14 protein-coding genes are annotated in these 17,797 nt (G+C 74.5%); 3 read left to right on the forward strand and 11 right to left on the reverse strand.

Annotated elements, in window-relative coordinates:
- Positions 1–227: 227 nt before the first annotated feature.
- Entirely contained in the window at positions 228–737 is a 510-nt protein-coding gene (locus O7628_RS29095; RefSeq protein WP_278135477.1) for a thioredoxin family protein, read from the reverse strand.
- A 786-nt stretch (positions 738–1,523) separates the two neighbouring features.
- Here O7628_RS29095 and O7628_RS29100 point away from each other — a divergent pair.
- From O7628_RS29100 to O7628_RS29110, 3 genes are all read left to right on the forward strand, one after another.
- Positions 1,524–2,927, forward strand: coding sequence for a carbohydrate-binding domain-containing protein (locus tag O7628_RS29100; protein WP_278135478.1), 1,404 nt, complete (start codon positions 1,524–1,526; stop codon positions 2,925–2,927).
- 153 nt (positions 2,928–3,080) lie between these two features.
- Positions 3,081–3,674, forward strand: a complete 594-nt coding sequence (locus tag O7628_RS29105; RefSeq protein ID WP_278135480.1) for a DUF4956 domain-containing protein — start codon at positions 3,081–3,083, stop codon at positions 3,672–3,674.
- Positions 3,671–4,477: a polyphosphate polymerase domain-containing protein gene (locus O7628_RS29110; protein WP_278135482.1), complete on the forward strand. Its 807-nt coding sequence runs from the start codon at positions 3,671–3,673 to the stop codon at positions 4,475–4,477. Before O7628_RS29105 ends, O7628_RS29110 begins: the two co-directional genes overlap by 4 nt.
- A 184-nt stretch (positions 4,478–4,661) precedes the next feature.
- Here the strand turns inward: O7628_RS29110 and htpG are convergent, their stop codons facing one another.
- The 10 genes from htpG to O7628_RS29160 all read right to left on the reverse strand — a co-directional run bounded on the left by htpG (position 4,662) and on the right by O7628_RS29160 (position 17,785).
- Complete coding sequence (gene htpG / locus O7628_RS29115; protein ID WP_278136436.1) at positions 4,662–6,575, reverse strand: molecular chaperone HtpG; 1,914 nt, start codon at positions 6,573–6,575, stop codon at positions 4,662–4,664.
- Between the two features lie 88 nt (positions 6,576–6,663).
- On the reverse strand, positions 6,664–7,089 hold the full coding sequence (locus O7628_RS29120) for a hypothetical protein (RefSeq protein WP_278135484.1): 426 nt from the start codon (positions 7,087–7,089) through the stop codon (positions 6,664–6,666).
- Entirely contained in the window at positions 7,070–7,429 is a 360-nt protein-coding gene (locus O7628_RS29125; protein WP_278135486.1) for a hypothetical protein, read from the reverse strand. The genes O7628_RS29120 and O7628_RS29125 overlap by 20 nt, the downstream gene beginning before the upstream one ends.
- A gap of 36 nt (positions 7,430–7,465) precedes the next feature.
- On the reverse strand, positions 7,466–7,630 hold the full coding sequence (locus O7628_RS29130; RefSeq protein WP_176734358.1) for a hypothetical protein: 165 nt from the start codon (positions 7,628–7,630) through the stop codon (positions 7,466–7,468).
- A 171-nt stretch (positions 7,631–7,801) separates the two neighbouring features.
- Complete coding sequence (locus tag O7628_RS29135) at positions 7,802–9,115, reverse strand: helix-turn-helix transcriptional regulator (protein ID WP_278135489.1); 1,314 nt, start codon at positions 9,113–9,115, stop codon at positions 7,802–7,804.
- A gap of 371 nt (positions 9,116–9,486) precedes the next feature.
- Positions 9,487–10,668: a PLP-dependent aspartate aminotransferase family protein gene (locus O7628_RS29140; protein ID WP_278135491.1), complete on the reverse strand. Its 1,182-nt coding sequence runs from the start codon at positions 10,666–10,668 to the stop codon at positions 9,487–9,489.
- The gene (locus O7628_RS29145) at positions 10,665–11,549 is read right to left on the reverse strand and encodes a carbon-nitrogen hydrolase family protein (protein WP_228986223.1); all 885 of its coding nucleotides are present in this window, start codon (positions 11,547–11,549) and stop codon (positions 10,665–10,667) included. The genes O7628_RS29140 and O7628_RS29145 overlap by 4 nt, the downstream gene beginning before the upstream one ends.
- Positions 11,546–11,875 carry an AzlD domain-containing protein gene (locus O7628_RS29150; protein WP_141722304.1) on the reverse strand — a complete coding sequence of 110 codons (330 nt, stop codon included), beginning with the start codon at positions 11,873–11,875 and terminating at the stop codon, positions 11,546–11,548. Before O7628_RS29150 ends, O7628_RS29145 begins: the two co-directional genes overlap by 4 nt.
- A gap of 5 nt (positions 11,876–11,880) precedes the next feature.
- Positions 11,881–12,708: an AzlC family ABC transporter permease gene (locus tag O7628_RS29155; RefSeq protein WP_278135497.1), complete on the reverse strand. Its 828-nt coding sequence runs from the start codon at positions 12,706–12,708 to the stop codon at positions 11,881–11,883.
- The gene (locus tag O7628_RS29160) at positions 12,701–17,785 is read right to left on the reverse strand and encodes a non-ribosomal peptide synthetase (protein WP_278135498.1); all 5,085 of its coding nucleotides are present in this window, start codon (positions 17,783–17,785) and stop codon (positions 12,701–12,703) included. Before O7628_RS29160 ends, O7628_RS29155 begins: the two co-directional genes overlap by 8 nt.
- Between the last annotated feature and the right edge of the window lie 12 nt (positions 17,786–17,797).

Raw genomic sequence — 17,797 nt, forward strand, 5'->3', positions numbered from 1 at the left:
TCGGCGAGGGGGCGCGCCGTGGCGCGCGGGCGGCTGTCAGGCGGGGCGGCACGCCGGACAGAGGCTCGCCGCCAGCCGCCCGTGGTCCACCGCCCGCCGCCGGGTCAGTCGCGCCCCGCGCGGCGACACCGACGACACATGCCCCGACGACGCCCGCCCCGGCAACCGGGAGGAGGCCCGCCCTGGCGGCGGCACGGACGATCCGCGTGCGGGTGACCGCGCAACCGTCACCGGTCGGCCCCGGTCAGCAGCTTCGCGACGGCCGTGACCAGGTCGTCCCGCACGGGCACCCCGGAGGCCCGGAGCACCACCCGCCCGGCCGGGTCGACCACCAGCACGGTGGGCGTCCGCCAGACGTCCAGCTCACGGACGGCGTCGAGGTGCCGCTCGGCGTCGACCTCGACCAGCACGACACCCGCGACGGCTGCCTCGACCTGCTCCAGGACCCGGCGGGTGGCGCGGCAGGGCGCGCACACGGCCGAGGAAAACTGGACCAGGGTCACCGCGCCGGGGCGCGCGCCCAGCCGCGCGAGCAGTGCCCGGCACGGATCCTGCGGCACGGTGCCGCCGTCGACGGCAGGCGTCCACCGGTCCGGATGGGCGGGCGGAGCGGGCGGGGCCGCCGCGACCACGGACCGGAGCCGGCCGTCGCGGCGACGCCGCCACCGGCCGAAGCCGGTGGCGGCCCCGAGCACGCCGACGACCAGCAGCACGCCGGTCAGGGTCTGGTCCCGCACCGGTCCAGGGTGCCACAGGCCCAGGTCAGCGCCCATTGGCGGTCCGGATGGCGGAACGCCGGCACCGCCGCCCGGCCCGTTCCGCCGCCGCGTCGGCCACCCGCGTTGCGTCGGGGGCAGCCGCGGCCACCCGGTGCCACCCGGTGCGACGACCATTCGACCCTGCCTGCCGCCTCGCACCCCCTTTGCTCTGCACCCATCCGCGCAACAGGCGGCCCGACCTGTGCTTACACCCCAAGACGGGCGGCGGGCGGCGGGCAAAAGGGCGGCGGGACGGGCGCGGCGCGCGACTGCGCCAGGGGAAGCGGTGCGCCGGTGGGTGCAGAGCAAAGGGGCCGGAAAAGGTAGCGCGTGCCGGCCCCCACCAGCTCCCACCAGCCAGGGTTGGCCCGGGCCGGCCGGATGCGGGTCGAGCCACCCGTTGGGCAGCGGACCGGCGGGGCTGCCCGCCGGCTCCTGGACAGCTCCCGTCCGCCGCCGACAGTCCGCCGCCGACAGTCCGCCGCCGACGGGAGCCGCCCAAGACTCGCGTCCCGTCCGGGGCGACGGAGCGGCCGAAGACACGTCGCCGGCGTCGTCAAGCGCCCGCAGCTCAGAGTTTCGTCAATGTTCACTGTCAGCCACCTGTCATTAGGGGCGATGACCGGCTTTTCCGTCGCGAGACCTTTGAGTCGATCAGATATCTATTTATGATTCTCGATGCCATGGCGTATTCACCGGCCGTTCACCAACCGAACAGCCGGCGTTCAGGACCGCACCCACCTGCCCTCGAAGAACGGGATCACCATGACCTCGACTACCCGCAGAACCGCCGCCCTCGCCGGGCTCACGGCCACCCTGCTGGCCGGGCCGCTCGCCGGCGCCGCCGTCGCCGCCCCGACCGCCACGATCACCCTCACCGGATCCGGCGCGAGCGTGTCGGGCAGCAACGTCACCGTCTCCGGCAGCGCCATCACCATCACGGCTCCCGGCTCCTACCAGATCAGCGGCACGCTGAACAACGGCTACGTCAAGGTGGACACCGCCGCCGCCGGCACCGTCGAGCTCATTCTCAGCGGCGCCTCGATCACGAACTCGGCGTCCTCGCCCCTGTACGTGACCGACGCCGACGCCGTCACCGTCACGTTGGCCGCCGGCACCACCAACAGGCTCACCGACGCGACCACCTACACCAACGCCGGGGAGCCGGACGCCGCGCTGTTCAGCGCCGCCGACCTGACCATCGGCGGCACCGGGGCGCTGACCGTGCAGGCCCGCTACCAGGACGGCATCGTCAGCAAGGACGACCTGGTCATCCAGTCCGGCACGATCACCGTGAACGCGGTGGACGACGCCATCCGGGGCAAGGACTCGCTCACCGTCAACGGCGGCGCCATCACCGTCACCTCGACCGCCGGCGACGGGCTCAAGTCCAACGACACGGAAGCCGGGAAGGGCGTCGTCAACATCACCAACGGCACGATCTCGGTCTCCGTCGCCGACGACGGCATCAAGGGCGAGAACGCGCTGAACATCTCCGGTGGCACGATCAACGTGACCCGGTCGTACGAGGCGCTGGAGGCGCTGAAGCTCACCATCAGCGGCGGCAACTCCACCGTCGTGGCCAGCGACGACGCCGTCAACGCCGCCGAGGAGGGCCTCGGCCACATGGAGCCCTCCCCGAACGCGTTCATCCGGGTCACCGGGGGGACGGTCGTGGCCACCGGCGGCACCGACGGGTTCGACTCCAACGGCGAACTCACCTTCGCCGGCGGCACGGTGGTCGCCAACGGCTCCAGCACCCGGGGCGGCGGCGAGGGCGCGCTCGACACCGACGCGACGCTCACCTTCACCGGCGGCACGGTGGTGGGCGCGGGCCTGACCTCCATGGCCGTGTTCAAGGCGGTGCCGAACACCGGCCAGGGCTGGGTGGCGCCCCGGTTCAGCACCACCTACGCCGCCAACACGATCGTGCACGTCGTCTCCGGCAGCACCGTGCTGGCCTCGTTCCGGGCGTCGAAGAGCTTCCGGGAGGTCGTCATCTCGTCGAACCGCATCACCAACGGCCAGCGGTACGACGTCTACACCGGCGGCAGCGTCAGCGGCACGAACGTCGGCGGCCTGTACACCGGCGGCAGCATCTCCGGCGCGACGCGGGTGCTGACCGGGGTGACCGCCGGCCAGTACAGCGGCGGCATCATCCGCCCCTGACCTCGGGCCAGCCCGGCCAGGACAGCGAGGTCCTGGCCGGGCGGCCCTCGCCGGCAGCCCACCCCACCCCGTCCCGCACCGATTCGCACCGATCCGCAGCCCTCGCGTCGGCCCCGTGCGCCGCGACGCCGGGCACACCCCTGAGGAGCATAAATGTCGCGGTTGGTCCTGACCGGGATGAACCTGGTCGCCGTGGGCCTGCTCGTCTTCGCCCTGTACTTCCCCCGCCACCGGCGGCGGGACCTGGTGGTCGCCTACCTCGGCGTCAACGTCGGCGTCTTCGCCGTGGCAAGCTCGCTCAGCAGCGGCACCGTCGGGGCCGGCCTCGGGCTGGGCCTGTTCGGCGTACTCTCGATCATCCGGCTCCGCTCCACCGAGCTCGACCAGCACGAGGTGGCGTACTACTTCTCCGCCCTCGCGCTCGGCATCCTCGGCCCGCTCTCCGGCACCTCGGTCTGGACGGTCGCCGGCCTGACGGGGCTGATCCTCGCGGTCATGTACGTCGGCGACCACCCCCGGCTGCTGCGCCGCTACCGGCGGCACGTCATGGTGCTCGACACCGTGCTCACCGACCCGGTCGCCCTCACCGCCCACCTCGAACAGCAGCTCGGCGCGCGGGTGCACGCCGTCAACGTGGAGCGGGTCGACCTGGTCAACGACACCACCGTCGTCGACGTGCGCTACTCCCGGCCGAAGGCCGCCGCGAGCGCCGCCCGCCAGCCGGCCGAGACGGGCGCGACGCGGTGAGCGCCGTCGCCACGCCCACCACGGCGCTGGCCGGCCTCGCGCCGATCGACCTCGTGGAGCTGACCGGGCGCGCCGCCCTGCAGACCCGGTTCGACCGCAAGTACCTGCTCCCGGTCGCCGAGGTGCCGGCGCTGCTCGCCGGGCTCGACCCGGCCACCCGGGTGCTGGAGATCGACGGCCGGCGGTCGTTCCGGTACGAGTCGGTGTACTTCGACACCCCCGACCTCGTCAGCTACCGGCTCACCGCCCACCGACGCCGCCGCCGGTTCAAGATCAGAACCCGGACGTACGTCGATTCGGGCCTGTGCTGGCTGGAGGTGAAGACCGAGGGCACCCGCGGCGGCACGGTCAAGCACCGGCTGCCCTACCACCCCGACGACAGCGGCTCCCTGTCCCCCGGGCGGTCGTTCGTCGACGGGATCCTCGCGACCGTCGGCAGCGGCGGAGGCAGCGGCAGCGGCCTGACGTTCGCCTCGACGCTCACCACCAGGTACCTGCGCAGCACCCTCTTCCTCCCGGCGACCGCCAGCCGGGCGACGATCGACCTGGCCCTGTGCTGGGAGAGCGGCCACGGCGTCCGGCTGGAGCTGCCCGGGCTCGCCATCGTCGAGACGAAGACCGGGTCGACCGCCTCGCACGTCGACCGCCTGCTGTGGAGCCACGGCCACCGCCCGACGGCCGTCTCCAAGTACGCCACCGGGCTGGCGGCCCTGCGCCCCGAACTGCCCTGCGCCCGCTGGCGGCGCACCCTGCGGCGACACTTCACGCCGGACGCCGGCCCGGAGGCACCGCCGCCGGTCTGAGCCCCCGTGACGTCCGGCGGCGCGGCCGCCGTGCCGCCGGACGGGTGCCGTGCACATGCCGGTGGATCGGTGAGGAAGATCGAACGCCACGGCGGTGTCCTCGACGACGTGCGGGGCACCGCGCTGGGCCCCGTGCGACGGTGCTGGGTCGGGCTGTAGCACCGCCGCACGGAGCCCCCCGACGTCAGAGGGTACGGGCCAGCCGGTCGGCGAGAACGCGGGTGAACCGGGACGGGTCGGCCAGCTCCCCGCCCTCGGCCAGCAGCGCCATCCCGTAGAGCAGCTCGGCGGTGTCGGCGAGCCCGTCGGCGGCGGCGTCCTGCTCGTGGGCCTTGCGCAGCCCCTCCACCAGCGGATGCCCCGGATTGAGCTCCAGGATCCGCTTGACCTGCGGCACCTCGTGGCCCATCGCCCGGTACATCTTCTCCAGCGTCGGGGTGATGTCGTGGGCATCGCCGACCACGCACGCCGGGGAGGTGGTCAGGCGGGTGGAGAGGCGGACCTCCTTGACGCTGTCGGCGAGCTTCTCCGACATCCAGGTCAGCAGGCCGGCGTACTCCTGGCGCTGCTGCTCGCGGGCGGACTCGGCCTCCTTCTTCTCCTCCTCGGTGTCCAGGTCGACCTGGCCCTTGGCGATGGACCGCAGCGGCTTGCCGTCGAACTGGCCGACCCGCTCGACCCAGACCTCGTCGACCGGGTCGGTGAGGATCAGCACCTCGTAGCCCTTGGCGCGGAACGCCTCCATGTGCGGCGAGTTCTCGATCATCGAGCGGGACTCGCCGGTCATGTAGTAGATGTCGGACTGGCCGTCCTTCATCCGCTCGACGTAGTCGCGCAGGCCGGTCAGCTCGGCCGGGTCGTGGGTGGAGGCGACCGAGACGACGTCGAGGATCGCGTCGGTGTTGTCCGGGTCGTCGAGCAGGCCCTCCTTCAGCGCCGGGCCGAACTCCGACCAGAAGGTGCGGTACTTCTCGGCCTCGTTGGCCTTCAGCTCCTTGACGGTGGCGAGGATCTTCTTCACCAGCCGCCGGCGCACCGCCTGAATCTGCCGGTCCTGCTGGAGGATCTCCCGGCTGATGTTGAGCGACAGGTCGTGCGCGTCGACGACGCCCTTGACGAAGCGCAGGTAGTTGGGCATCAGCGCTTCGCAGTCGTCCATGATGAACACGCGCTTGACGTAGAGCTGCACGCCCCGGCGGGCCTGCGGGGCGAACAGGTCCACGGGCGCGTGCGACGGCAGGAACAGCAGCGCCTCGTACTCGAAGGTGCCCTCGCCCCGCATGTGGATGGTCTCCAGCGGGTCGGCCCAGTCGTGGCTGACGTGCTTGTAGAACTCCTTGTACTCGGCCTCGTCGACCTCGTTGCGCGGCCGGGCCCACAGCGCCTTCATCGAGTTGACGGTCTGCACCTCGCGGGTGGTCTCGTCGCCCTCGCCCTTGCGCTCGACCGTCATCCGGATCGGCCAGGCGATGAAGTCGGAGTATCGCTTGACGATCTCGCGGATCTTCCACTCGGCGGTGTAGTCGTAGAGGTGGTCGTCGCTGTCCTCGGGCTTGAGGTGCACGGTGACGGCGGTGCCCTGCGGCGCGTCGTCGACGGTCTCCACGCTGTAGGTGCCCTCGCCGGTCGACTCCCAGCGGGTGCCCTCGCTCTCCCCGGCGCGGCGGGTGAGCAGGGTGACCCGGTCGGCGACCATGAACGTGGCGTAGAACCCGACGCCGAACTGCCCGATCAGGTCCGCCGACGCCGCCGAGTCCTTCGACTCGCGCAGCTTCGCCAGCAGCTCGGCGGTGCCCGACTTGGCGATCGTGCCGATCAGGCGGACGACGTCCTCGCGGGACATGCCGATGCCGTTGTCCCGGACGGTGAGGGTGCGCGCGTCGCGGTCGACCTCGATCTCGATGTGCAGGTCGGAGACGTCGGCTGCGAGATCCTTGTCGACCAGGGACTCCAGGCGGAGCTTGTCCAACGCGTCGGAGGCGTTGGAGATCAACTCCCGCAGGAAGACGTCCTTGTTCGAGTAGATCGAATGGACCATCAGCTGGAGCAGTTGGCGCGCCTCCGCCTGGAACTCCAGCGTCTCGATCCGGTTGCTCACACCGACCCCCTTCAGTGACTTCACGTGCCTTGTGGTGCCTTCGCGCACAGGATACGAGCCGTCGCTGCCCGTCGCGACACCCGCCCGCTCAGGTGACCCCGAGGGCGAGCGCGAGCTGCACGATCGTGGCGGGGGCGTGCGGGTCGCGTACCACCTGGGCCAGCACCGACCGGGCGGCCGGGCGGTGGCGCACCTCGGCCGGTGCCGTGCGATCGGCGTCGACCAGGGCCCGGCCGGCACTGGCCGGGTCGTCGGCCTGGAGGTAGGCGCGGGCGGCGTCGAGCAGGCGCGCGGCCCGGTGCTCGGCGGGCAGCCACCGCCAGGCGTCCCGCCGGGTCGTCCGCTCGTGCCAGGTCACGGCCGCGCGGGCCGCGCCCAGCTCCACGGCCGCCGCGACCCGCGCCGAGCCGACCGTCGTCGGCCCGAACCCCGTCCGGTGGTGGTCGTGCCCCTCCCCCACCCGGTCCGCCATCGTGGCGGCCTCGTCGAGCAGTTCAGCGGCGGAAGCCGTCACCGTGGCGGGCGGCGGCCAGGGCAGCCTGGACCAGCAGCGCGGCGGTGATCCGGTACGCCTCGACCAGCGGCTCGCGCCCCGCCGCGGGATCGCGGGCGTGGGTGCGCTGCGCGTCGGCCAGCAGCGGCGGGAGCAGGTCGACGAGCTGCGGGTACCGGGCATGCTGGTAGGTGATCCACCCGTGTCCGACCTGCCGCGCCAGCCGGTCGGCGGGCAGGCCGGGCCACCGGGCCACAGGGCCGAGCGTGATCTCGTACGCCGACAGGGCCGCCCGGATCCGCTCGACGCCCTCGGCGCGTTCGGTCGCCTCGGCGGGCCGGGCGTCGCGGCCGAGCAGCACCGCCGCTACGCGACCCGCCGGCCGACGGGCAGGAGGTCACCGCTGTCCACGCCGCCACCGCCGGTCCGGCACCGCCCGGGTCGTCTCCTCGGCCGGTATCCGCTCCGCCTCGGCCTGTGCGAGCAGCCGTTGCCGGGCTGCCTCCCGCTCCGCCTGTTGGATCTGCTCGCCCCGACCCTCGACCGGCCCGTCGTCGCTCATCGTCCCGCCTCCGTTGCCAGGGGCGCGGCGCAGCGGCCCAGGGAAGGACCGCCACCGCCACACCCGGTGGAAGGGAGCGGCTCTTGCCCGAACCGGTGCTGGTTCAGCCGCCGCACACCCTGGTCACAGCCTGTGATGGAACGACTGCGCGATCCAGGCGAACGGCGTCCGCTACTGTCCGCCCGGCCCCACCGAACCGGCGACGGACAGGTCCGTGGACAGGTCAACGAACTCCCGCGCCGCCACCGAGTTCGCGGCGACCTCCACCAGGAGCCTCCGTAGCTCGGCGACCCGCCGCGTCGCCCGCTGCGACTGCGCTCGCCGCGCCAGCTCCAGCGCCCGTCCCGCCACGTCCGCCGCCCGCTCGACCTCCCCGGCCTGGAGCAGGGCCTCGGCCAGCCAGGTGAGGTACAGCGACGACTCCCGGGGCACCTCAGAGCCGTAGCCGGCGACCACCCGTTCGAGGATCGGCACCGCGCGCAGCGGCCGGCGCAGTTCCGTCCACACCCGGCCCGCCATGATGTCCACCTCGTCCGCGCTCAGCCAGTACGCCCACGGCGGCGCGGCGCTCGGGTCGCGCCTGGCGTACGCCTCCTCCACCATGCCCAGCGCCCGCTCCGCCTGGCTCGCCTCGCCAGCACGGGCGTGCGCCCACGCGACCCGCTCCAGCAGCAGCGCCCGACCCGTCGCCTCCGCCGCCTGCCGGCCCCCGGCGTACGCGGACCTGGCCAGCGTGACCGCCAACCGCCGGTCCCCGGTGCCCGCCTCCAGGTAACTCAACGTGCTCAGACAGTTGGCCGCGCTGGCGGTGTCCCCCGCAGCGTGCGCGGCTCGCATTCCGGCCAGGTAGTACCGCCGCGCGTCGGCGGTCCGGCCGGCGTCCTCGGCGACGAATCCGGCAAGCTGGCACAGGTCCGCCGCTGCGGCGAGCAGCCGCCGACCGACCACCTCGGAGTGGGTGCCCGCGCGCAGCAGGCCGGCGGTGGCCTCCAGTTCGGCGACCACCATCGCGTACGTCTGCGCCCCGCCGACGTGGTCGTCCAGGCGGCGGAGCTGTCCCACCCGGCGCTCGACGCGAGCCACGGTCTCGGCGCCCACCTGCCGGCCCGCGCTCAGCTCGTAGCGCTGCGGAGGATCAGCTATCAACCACTGGTGCGCCAATTCGGCCGCGTTGTATGGGCCAGGGACCGTGGTGACCAGCAGGTCGGCGAGCTGTTCGGCGTCGCAGTGCCGCCACAGGGCAGCGCAGTCGATCTCCCATCTCCCGTCGCGGAGAACCCCCGCGAGACAGACCAGTTCGCCGCCGGCAGCGAGAGCGTCGTCCAGCCGAGCCGCCACCTCGGGCGTCGGCGGCTTGCGACCGTGAGCGAGATCGTGCAGGTAACTCTTGCCGTAGTAGGTGCGGGCGGCGAGGGCCCGGAAACTGACGCCACGCTCCCGGAGCAGTTCTCGTAGACGCACGGCGAAGCGCGACGACACGGACATGGCGGAGACTCCCGGCTGAGGTCTGGACGGCAGCGCCTCCGGTCCTACCTGGACAGGCACCTCCTTCGGACCATAGCCGACGAGCACGTTAGGTAGCGTTACGCTCACGTGATCGACGGTGATGTCGTAGGTGACTCAGCTCCCTATGCGCCGTCGCGCATCATCGGCGTCGCCGAACTCGAACCGGGCCGTCGTTGGTCGTCCCGGCTGACGCCGTTCAGCCGGCCGGTGACACCGGGGCGAACCGGTCGAGCGCGGCGCGCAGGTGCCCACGCAGGGTCTCGCTGCCGGTGTGCCCGGAGTCGTCGACCACGATCAGCTCCGCGTCGGGCCAGGCCCTCGGTGGTACGGCTCCACCGGCGGATGCCCCATCAGCCGGTCGGCGCGGCCACGGCGTCGAGGGCGCGGGTGAAGTCGGCGAGCAGGTCGGCGGTGTCCTCGATGCCGGTGGAGACCCGCACGAGGCCCTCCCCGATGCCGGTGGCGGCGAGCTGCGCGGTGTCGACGATCCCCGCCCACATGGAACGCGGGTGCACCACGAGGGTGCTCACGCTGCCGAGGCTGGCGGCCCGCTTGGCCAGCCGCAGCTCGGCGAGGAGGGTGGCCGCCGCCGGCTGGCCGCCGGCCAGGTCGAGGCTGAACACGCCGCCGTACCCGCTCATCTGCCTGGTGGCCAGGTCGTGCTGGGGGTGGCTGGGCAGCCCCGGGTAGCGGACCCGGGCGACCGCCGGGTGCGCCTCCAGCTCCCGGGCCAGGGCGAGGGCGTTGTCGTTGTGCCGGGCCATCCGCAGCGGCAGCGTGCGGATGCCGCGCAGCAGCAGCCAGGAGTCGATCGGGCCGAGCGTCGCGCCGGTGACGATGGCGGTCTGCCAGACCCGGTCGACCAGCTCGGCGGAGCCGACGACCACCCCGGCGGTGACGTCGGAGTGGCCGCCGAGGAACTTCGTGGCGCTGTGCCAGACCAGGTCCGCGCCGAGGGCCGCCGGCCGCTGGTTGACCGGGGTGGCGAACGTGTTGTCCACGACGGCGTACGCGCCGTGGGCGTGGGCCAGCTCGATCACGGCGGTCAGGTCGGTCAGCTCCAGCAGCGGGTTGCTGGGGGTCTCCACGAGCAGCAGCCGGGTGCGCGGGGTCAGGGCGCGGGCGAACGCGTCGACGTCGGTCTGGTCGACCTGGGTGCAGGTCACCCCGAACCGGGTGAGCAGGCCGGTGGCCAGCGAGGTGGTGCCGCCGTACGTGCTGCGCTGCACGATCACGTGGTCCCCGGCGCTGAGCAGGGCCAGCGCCATGGTGGTGACCGCGCCCATCCCGGAGGCGGTGACCAGGCCCGTCTCGACGCCCTCCAGCTCGGCGACCACGGCGGCCACCTGGGCGTGGTTGGGGTTGCCGTAGCGGGTGTAGAAGGCGTCGGGGCGCACCTGCGTGGCGACCTCGGTGAACCGCTCGTCGCTCTCGGCCCCGAACGTGGCGCTCTGCACGATCGGGGGCGACACCGCGCCCGTGGGGTACAGGCCGTCGTCGCCGTGGATCGCGGTCGTGCCGATGCCGGTCACCGGTGCTCCTCATGCTGGTCGGATCGTTGCCCGGGGTCGGGCGGGGGGATGACGACGGGGCTCGGCGCGGGCGCGGGGGCGGCCCGGTCGCGCAGCATCCGCTGGCTGTCGCGCTGGCGGCGCAGCACCGCGTCGTCGAGGTCGGCGACGGCGAGCCCGGCGGCGGTGCCGGCGGCGGCCAGGGCCCGGCCGTCGGGGCCGTACACGGCGCTGTGGCCGGCGAAGCGCCAGCCGCCGTGCGCGCCCGCGTAGTTGGCGAACAGCACGTAGCTGGTGTTCTCCAGGGCGCGGGCGGGGAAGTAGACGCCGCGCCGGTGGTCGGAGTCGCCGACGGTGAACGCCCCGGGCACCAGGTAGGCGTCCGCGCCGGCCAGGGCCAGGCCCCGGGCGTGCTCGGGGAAGCTCGCGTCGTAGCAGACGCCGAGGCCGAGCCGCCAGCCGTCGAGCTGCACCATCGTGTCGGTGTGGCCGGCGACGAACACCGCGCGCTCGTCGGCGTCGAGGTGCCGCTTGTGGTAGGTGGCGGCCACCGCGCCGTCGGGGCCGACGACGAACGCGGCGATGGCCCAGCCGTCGGCGCGTCGGGCGCAGCCGCCGACCACGGCGGTCACCCGGTGCGCCCGGCAGGCCCCGCCCACCGTCCGCAGGACCGCGTCGCCCACCTCGACCTCGCAGCGGGCGACGTCGGCGGCGAGCAGCGGGTAGTCGTACCCGCACAGCGACAGCTCGGGGAAGACGACCACGCGGGCGCCGAGGGCGGCGGCCTCGGCGACGGCCGCGACGTGGGCCGCCGCGTTGCCGGCCAGGTCGCCGCCGACCGCCTCGATCTGCGCGGCGGCGACCCGCAGCGGCTCCCGCACCGGGTCGTCGTCGCCCGTCACATCGCCCCCAACCACCAGCGCAGCCCGAAGAAGACCGCCAGCCCGACCGTCCACACGATCATGAACCGTTCGACGAACAGGCCGGTCACCAGGGTGACCAGACCGGCCACCAGGTAGGGGATCGTGACCACGGTGATCTCGACCCGGTTGTCGACCGGGGCGAGAACGGACGGCACGGCGATGGCGGCGAGCAGGGCCGCCGGCAGGTAGCCGAGGAAGGTCTTGACGTCGGCGGGCAGCTCCCGATCGCGGAAGACCAGCAGCGGGACGTAGCGGGGGGCGAAGGTCGCCAGCCCCATGCCGAGGATGAGCAGCAGCATGGACATCGTGGTCACCTTCCGTCGCCGTCGGTGGCGGGCGCGACCGCCGGGTCGTCGTCGCGCGCCGGCTCCCCGGCGGGCGGCGGTTCCTGCGGCTTGGGCGGGAACCAGCGGCGTTCGATCCGCTCGCAGGCCATCCCCACGCACGCGCCGCCGAGGGCGGCCACGATCAACCCCAGGTTGTACGGCAGCCCGAGGAACAGCATCGCCAGCGCGCCGGCCGACACGGCGGCGCTCCAGATCTTCCAGCCGGCCAGCGCCCCGGCGAGCACGACGAGGAAGACGGCGGTCATCGGGAAGTCGAGGCCGGCGCGCCACCGCTCGGGCAGCAGGTGCCCGGCGACCATGCCGACGACGGTGGCGACGGCCCAGTTGACGTACATGACGGCGGACGCGCCGAAGTAGAACATGCTCTTGCGGCGGGCCGGCTCGCCGCCCTTCATCCGGTCGAACGCGACGAAGAAGACCGCGTCGATCAGCCCGAAGCCGAGCAGCAGCCGCCACCGTTGCGGCAGCTCCCGCACGTGCGGGGCGAGCAGCGTCGAGTAGATCAGCATGCGCAGGCTGAGGATCAGTGTGGTCAGGACGATCACCGGCCACGCCGCGCCCTCGGCGATCAGCTTGAAGCCGATGAACTGGGCGGTGCCGGAGTTGACCACCATGGCCAGCCCGAACGTCTCCAGGTAGGACAGCCCGCTGGCCAGGCCGAGTGTCCCGCCGATCACGCCGAGGGGGAACGCGGACAGCAGGAACGGCACCATCGAGCGGGCCCCGGCGACGAACTCGCCGCGCGGCGTGGCGGGGCGCTCGGGGGCGCTGGTGGGCGTGCGGTCAGACATGGTCCTCCCCGGGGCGGCTGTCGCGCGGCATGGCCGGGCCGGTGCCGGCGACGAGGTCGGCCACCTCCCCGGCGCGGGTGCGGCAGAAGTAGTGTCCCCCACCGTCGATCTCCGTGAGGGTCACGTCGGTGGCGATGCGCCGCCACGCGGCGGGCGCGTCGCCCGGCGCGGCGGTGAGCGGGTCGTCGGCGGCGAGCACCACCGTCACCGGCACGGTCAACGGGCGGTCGGCCAGGGGGTCGAGCCGGTCCCGCAGGTAGGTGTGCGAGCCGAGGGCGTCGTGCCGGAACGCGGCGACCAGCGCCGAGGTGTGCCCGGCGTCGAGGCCGTCGAGGTCGGTGAAGCCGGTCTGCCCGACGAGCCAGTCCACGACCCCGGCCTCGTCGAGGGCGCGTACCTCGGCGATGCTGGCGTCGATGTCGGCGGCGTCGCGCAGCAGCTTGCCGCCGAGGAACAGCCGCGCGGGCGGGGACCCGGCGGCGGCGAGCAGCCGGGTGACCTCCACGGCGAGGGCCGCGCCGACGCAGTGCCCCCACAGCAGCACCTCGCCCGGAGCGGCAGCGCGCAGCTCGGCGACGACCCGGCGGGCCACCTCGTCGAGGTCGGCCAGGGGCTCGGGGCGGCCGGGGTCGTGCCCCGGCAGGGCCACCGCGAGCACGGCCACGCCGCGGGCGGCGAGCGCCTCGGCCAGGGGCCGGAAGGCGAGCGGGTTGCCGGCGGCGTACGGGAAGCAGACCAGGACCCGGTCGGCGGCGACGCCGGGCGGCGACAGCGGCTGCAGCAGCGGCGCGGCGGTGCCGGCGGCGGCGGCTGGGGTGGCGGCGGCATCGGCGGCGGTGGCGTCGACGGCGCGGGCCAGCGGGCCCAGGTCGGAGTGGGTCATGAGCTGCCGGAGGGTGACCAGCGGGCGCAGCGCGGCGACGACCCGCATCGCGGCCAGGGAGTTCCCGCCGAGGTCGAAGAAGTTGTCCTCCTCGGCGATGTCGGCCGCCGGCACGTCGAGGGTGTCGGCCCACGCGCGGGCGATGCGGCGGGCCGTGTCGGTGCCGGGCGGGGTGCGGCCGGCCGGGGCGGCGGGCGCGGCCGGGCCGGGGCGGGCGAACGCGCGGCGGGCGGGGACGAGGCGGGGCGGCGGGAGGCCCGGGTCGTAGCCGCCGTGCGGGGCGTCCGGGTCGTCGGCCAGGGCCACCAGGGCCCGCCGGTACGCCGCGCCGAGGCCGGCGGCCTGCTCGGCGGTGAACTCGGCGCTGTGGTAGTGCAGGCTGAGCCGGACCTGGTCGGTGAAGAAGTCCCGCATGAACTCGGCGCGCAGCGCGAACTCGGTCTCCGTGCTGACCCGCACGTCGAGCAGGTCGAAGCCGGGCAGCTCACGCAGCTGCTTGAGCAGGTAGAAGTGGGTGTAGTTGAAGACCGTCTCGAACAGCGTGTCGGTGGTGGCGGCGTCGGCCTTCATCTGCGCCATCGGGTAGCGGCGGTGCGGCAGCAGGTCCGCCTCGGCCCGGTAGACCCGGCCCACCAGGTCGGCCCAGCTCCCGTCGCCGGTGTCGACGCGCAGCGGCACGGTGTTGAGGAACAGGCCCAGCGCGGCGGTGGCGCCCTCGGCCTCGGGCCGGCCGCTCTGCTCGTACCCGGTGATCACGGCCGGGTCGGCGGCCAGCGCGCCGACCACCTTGACGTGCGCGGCCAGCAGCAGGGTCTTCAGCGGCACGGCCAGCCGGTCGGCCAGCCGCAGCAGCCGCTCGGACAGCGCGGCGGGGATGTCCACCTCGTGGAACACCACGGGGTGCGCGGCGGGCTCGGCGGGCGGCTCCCAGCGGGGCAGCTCGGTGACCCCGCCGGCGGCCAGGACGTCGCGCCAGAACTCCCGGTCCCCGGCCGAGGCGACGGCCCGCCGCTCCAGGCCGATGTAGTCGCGGAAGTGGTTGCCGGCCGGCGGCTCGGGCAGCGGGCGGCCGGCGCGCAGCCGGTGGTACGTGTCGAACAGCCGGGTGTGCAGCAGGGTGATGCTCCACCCGTCGAGGGCGGAGTTGTGCTGGCTGAGGCTGTAGCGGTAGAGGTCGTCGGCGAGCACGTGCACGTGGATGCGGACCAGCCCCGGCTCCTGCCAGACGAACCGGTACGACTGCTCCCGGTCGTGCCAGTCGGCGTACCGGCGGTCCTGCTCGGCGGGGGCGAGCCCGCGCAGGTCGGTCACCCACAGCGGGGTGGGCGCGTCGGCGTGCACGAGCTGGAGCTGCTCCGAGTAGCCGGTGAGGTGGTAGCTGGTGCGGAAGATCGGGTGGTCGGCGACCAGCCGGCGCACGGCCGCCGCGAACGCGGCCTCGTCGAAGGGGGCGCTGATCAGGAAGCTGATGATGTCGTGGTACTGGGCCGCGCCCCGGGCCAGCTCGTTCTGGAAGATCAGCCCGGCCTGGAGCTGCCCCAGCGGGTACGCGTCGACGACCGTGTCGGGCAGCAGCGCCCGGTCGGCCGGCGACACCAGGTCGAACGGCGCGTACGCCGGGGGCCGCTGCCCGTCGGCGGGGGCCGCGGCGAGCGCGGCGATCGTGGGGTGCCGGAACATCTGCTGGAAGCTGAGGTCCAGGCCGGCGGCGTGCGCCCGGGCCAGCACGGTGACGAAGTGGATGGAGTTGCCGCCGAGGGCGAACAGGTTGTCCTCCACCCCCACCCGGTCGACGCCGAGCACGTCGGCCCACACCTGGGCGAGGATCCGCTCGGCGTCGGTGCGCGGCGGCACGTACGGCCGGTCGTCGGCGGGCGGGTCGGGCAGCGCCCGCCGGTCCAGCTTGCCGTTGGCCGACAGCGGGAACTCGGCCAGCTCCACCACCCGGGCCGGCACCAGGTAGGCGGGCAGCACCCCGGCCAGGTGGTCGGTGAGCGCCCGCTCGGCCACCGGGGAGGCGGTGCGCACGTAGCCGAGCAGGTTGCCGTCGCGGGCGACGACCACGGCGTCCTTGACGGCCGGGTGGCCGCGCAGCGCCTCCTCCACCTCGCCCAACTCGACCCGGTAGCCGCGCACCTTCACCTGGTGGTCGAGGCGGCCCAGGTAGTCGATGGTGCCGTCGGGCAGCACCCGGGCGAGGTCGCCGGTGCGGTAGACGCGGTCCTCCCCGACGGCGGGGGCGGCGACGAACCGGTCCCGGGTCAGCTCGGGCCGGTTGAGGTAGCCCCGGGCCAGTTGCACCCCGGCGATGCACAGCTCGCCGGGCACGCCGACGGGCTGCGCCCGTAGCCGCCCGTCGAGCACGTGCAGCCGGGTGTTGTCCACCGGGCGGCCGATCGGCACCCGCTCCGCGCCGGGCGCGCACGGGTGGTGGGTGACGTCGACGGTGGCCTCGGTCGGCCCGTACAGGTTGACCAGCTCGACGTGGGGCAGCAGCGCGGCGAGCCGGTCGACGTGGTGCGCGCCGAGGGCCTCGCCGCTGGCGAAGATCCGCCGCAGCCCGGCCAGACCGGCGGTGTCGGCGGTGGCCAGCCAGTCGAGGAACGCGCCCAGCATCGACGGCACGAAGTGCAGGACGGTCACGCCGTGCTCGGCGACGGCGGCGACGATGGCGCGCGGGTCGCGTTCCGCGCCCGGCGGCAGCAGGCACACCGACGCGCCCTCGCGGGCCCACCAGAACAGCTCCCACACCGACACGTCGAACGTGGTGGGGGTCTTGTGCAGCACGACGTCGTCCGGGCCGATCGGGTAGTGCCGCTGCATCCAGGCGAGCCGGTTGGCCAGGGCCCGGTGTTCGATCATCGCCCCCTTCGGCTCGCCGGTGGACCCGGAGGTGTAGATGACGTAGGCGAGGTCGCCGCCGCCGGCGGCCGGGCCTGGGTCGCCGGCCGGGTTCACCGCCGGCCCGCCGGTCGGCGCGGGGTCGGCGGTCGGCGCGAGGTCGGCGGTCGGCGCGAGGTCGGCGGTCGGCGCGAGGTCGGCGGTCGGCGCGGGGTCGGCGTCGGCCGGGGGCAGCGCGACCACCGGCACGCCGTCGGGCACCGCCGTGGCGTCGGCGGTCACCACCAGGGCCGCGCCGCTGTCGCGCAGCAGGTAGCCGACGCGGGCCGGCGGGTAGCCGGGGTCCACCGGCAGGTAGGCCGCGCCGGCCCGGTGCACGGCGAGGATCGCCGCGAGCTGCGCGGGCGACCGCGCGGCCAGGACCGCGACGACCGTCTCCGGGCCCGCGCCGGCCGCGCGCAGGTCCGCCGCCAGCGCCGCGACCCGCCGCTCCAGCTCCGCCCAGGTCCAGGCGCCCTCGTCGGTACGCACGGCGACGCCGTCGGGCGTGTCGGCGGCCCGCCGGGCCACCCACGCGTCGGGGCGCGGGCCGGCGGCGACGTCCACGGTCGTGTCGTTCATGGCGGCGAGCACCGCCCGGTCGGCCGGGGTCACCAGGTCGACGTCGTCGACGGGGCCGTCCGGGGCGGCGAGCGCGGCGGCGAGCAGGAGCAGCAGGTGGGCGGCGATCCGCTCGGCGGTGGCCCGGTCGTGGCGGGCGGCGTCGTGGTGGACGGTCAGGTCGGCGTCGGCGACGGCCACGGTGATCCCGACGCGGGGGTCGACGGCCGCGTCGGCGGTGTGCACGGCGACGTCGAGGAACGGGTGTCGGCCCGGTTCGGTGTGCGGGGCGAGGTCCTCGGCGAGCAGCTCGACGGGGTAGTCGGCGTACCGTTCGGCCTCGGGCAGCGCGGCGCGCACCTGTCCGACGAGGTCCCGGTAGCTGCGGTCCGGGCCGGCGGCCACCCGCAGCGGCAGCAGCCCGGCCAGCGCGTCTGCGCCGGCGGGGCGGCCGACCAGCACCTCGGTCGCGCCGGTCCAGCGGCGCAGCAGGGCCGCCACGGCGGCGGCGACCAGCACGAACCGGGCCGCCTCGGCGCCCCGGCTGGCGGCGGCGAGCCGGTCGGCCAGCGCGGCGCCCAGCGGCACGGTGACCGCCTCCGGGCGCGGCGGGGTGCCCGGTGCGGCGGCGTGGTCGTCGGGGAAGCCCACCCGGTCCGCCCCGGCGGCGAGCACGCCGTGCCAGTGCCGGGCGTGGTCGGGCCGCCGCGCGGCGGCGATCCTGAGCTGGCCCCGGGTCATCAGCGACTGCATGAGCTCTCCCGG

Source organism: Micromonospora sp. WMMD956 (assembly GCF_029626125.1).
Lineage (GTDB): Bacteria > Actinomycetota > Actinomycetes > Mycobacteriales > Micromonosporaceae > Micromonospora > Micromonospora carbonacea.

Bases quoted from the DNA above. Each gene is read 5' to 3' on its own strand.
- O7628_RS29100 (WP_278135478.1), top strand. From the start codon at position 1,524: ATGACCTCGACTACCCGCAGAACCGCCGCCCTCGCCGGGCTCACGGCC.
- O7628_RS29105 (WP_278135480.1), top strand. From the start codon at position 3,081: ATGTCGCGGTTGGTCCTGACCGGGATGAACCTGGTCGCCGTGGGCCTG.
- O7628_RS29130 (WP_176734358.1), bottom strand. From the start codon at position 7,630: ATGAGCGACGACGGGCCGGTCGAGGGTCGGGGCGAGCAGATCCAACAG.
- O7628_RS29135 (WP_278135489.1), bottom strand. From the start codon at position 9,115: ATGTCCGTGTCGTCGCGCTTCGCCGTGCGTCTACGAGAACTGCTCCGG.
- O7628_RS29150 (WP_141722304.1), bottom strand. From the start codon at position 11,875: ATGTCCATGCTGCTGCTCATCCTCGGCATGGGGCTGGCGACCTTCGCC.
- O7628_RS29155 (WP_278135497.1), bottom strand. From the start codon at position 12,708: ATGTCTGACCGCACGCCCACCAGCGCCCCCGAGCGCCCCGCCACGCCG.
- O7628_RS29160 (WP_278135498.1), bottom strand. From the start codon at position 17,785: ATGCAGTCGCTGATGACCCGGGGCCAGCTCAGGATCGCCGCCGCGCGG.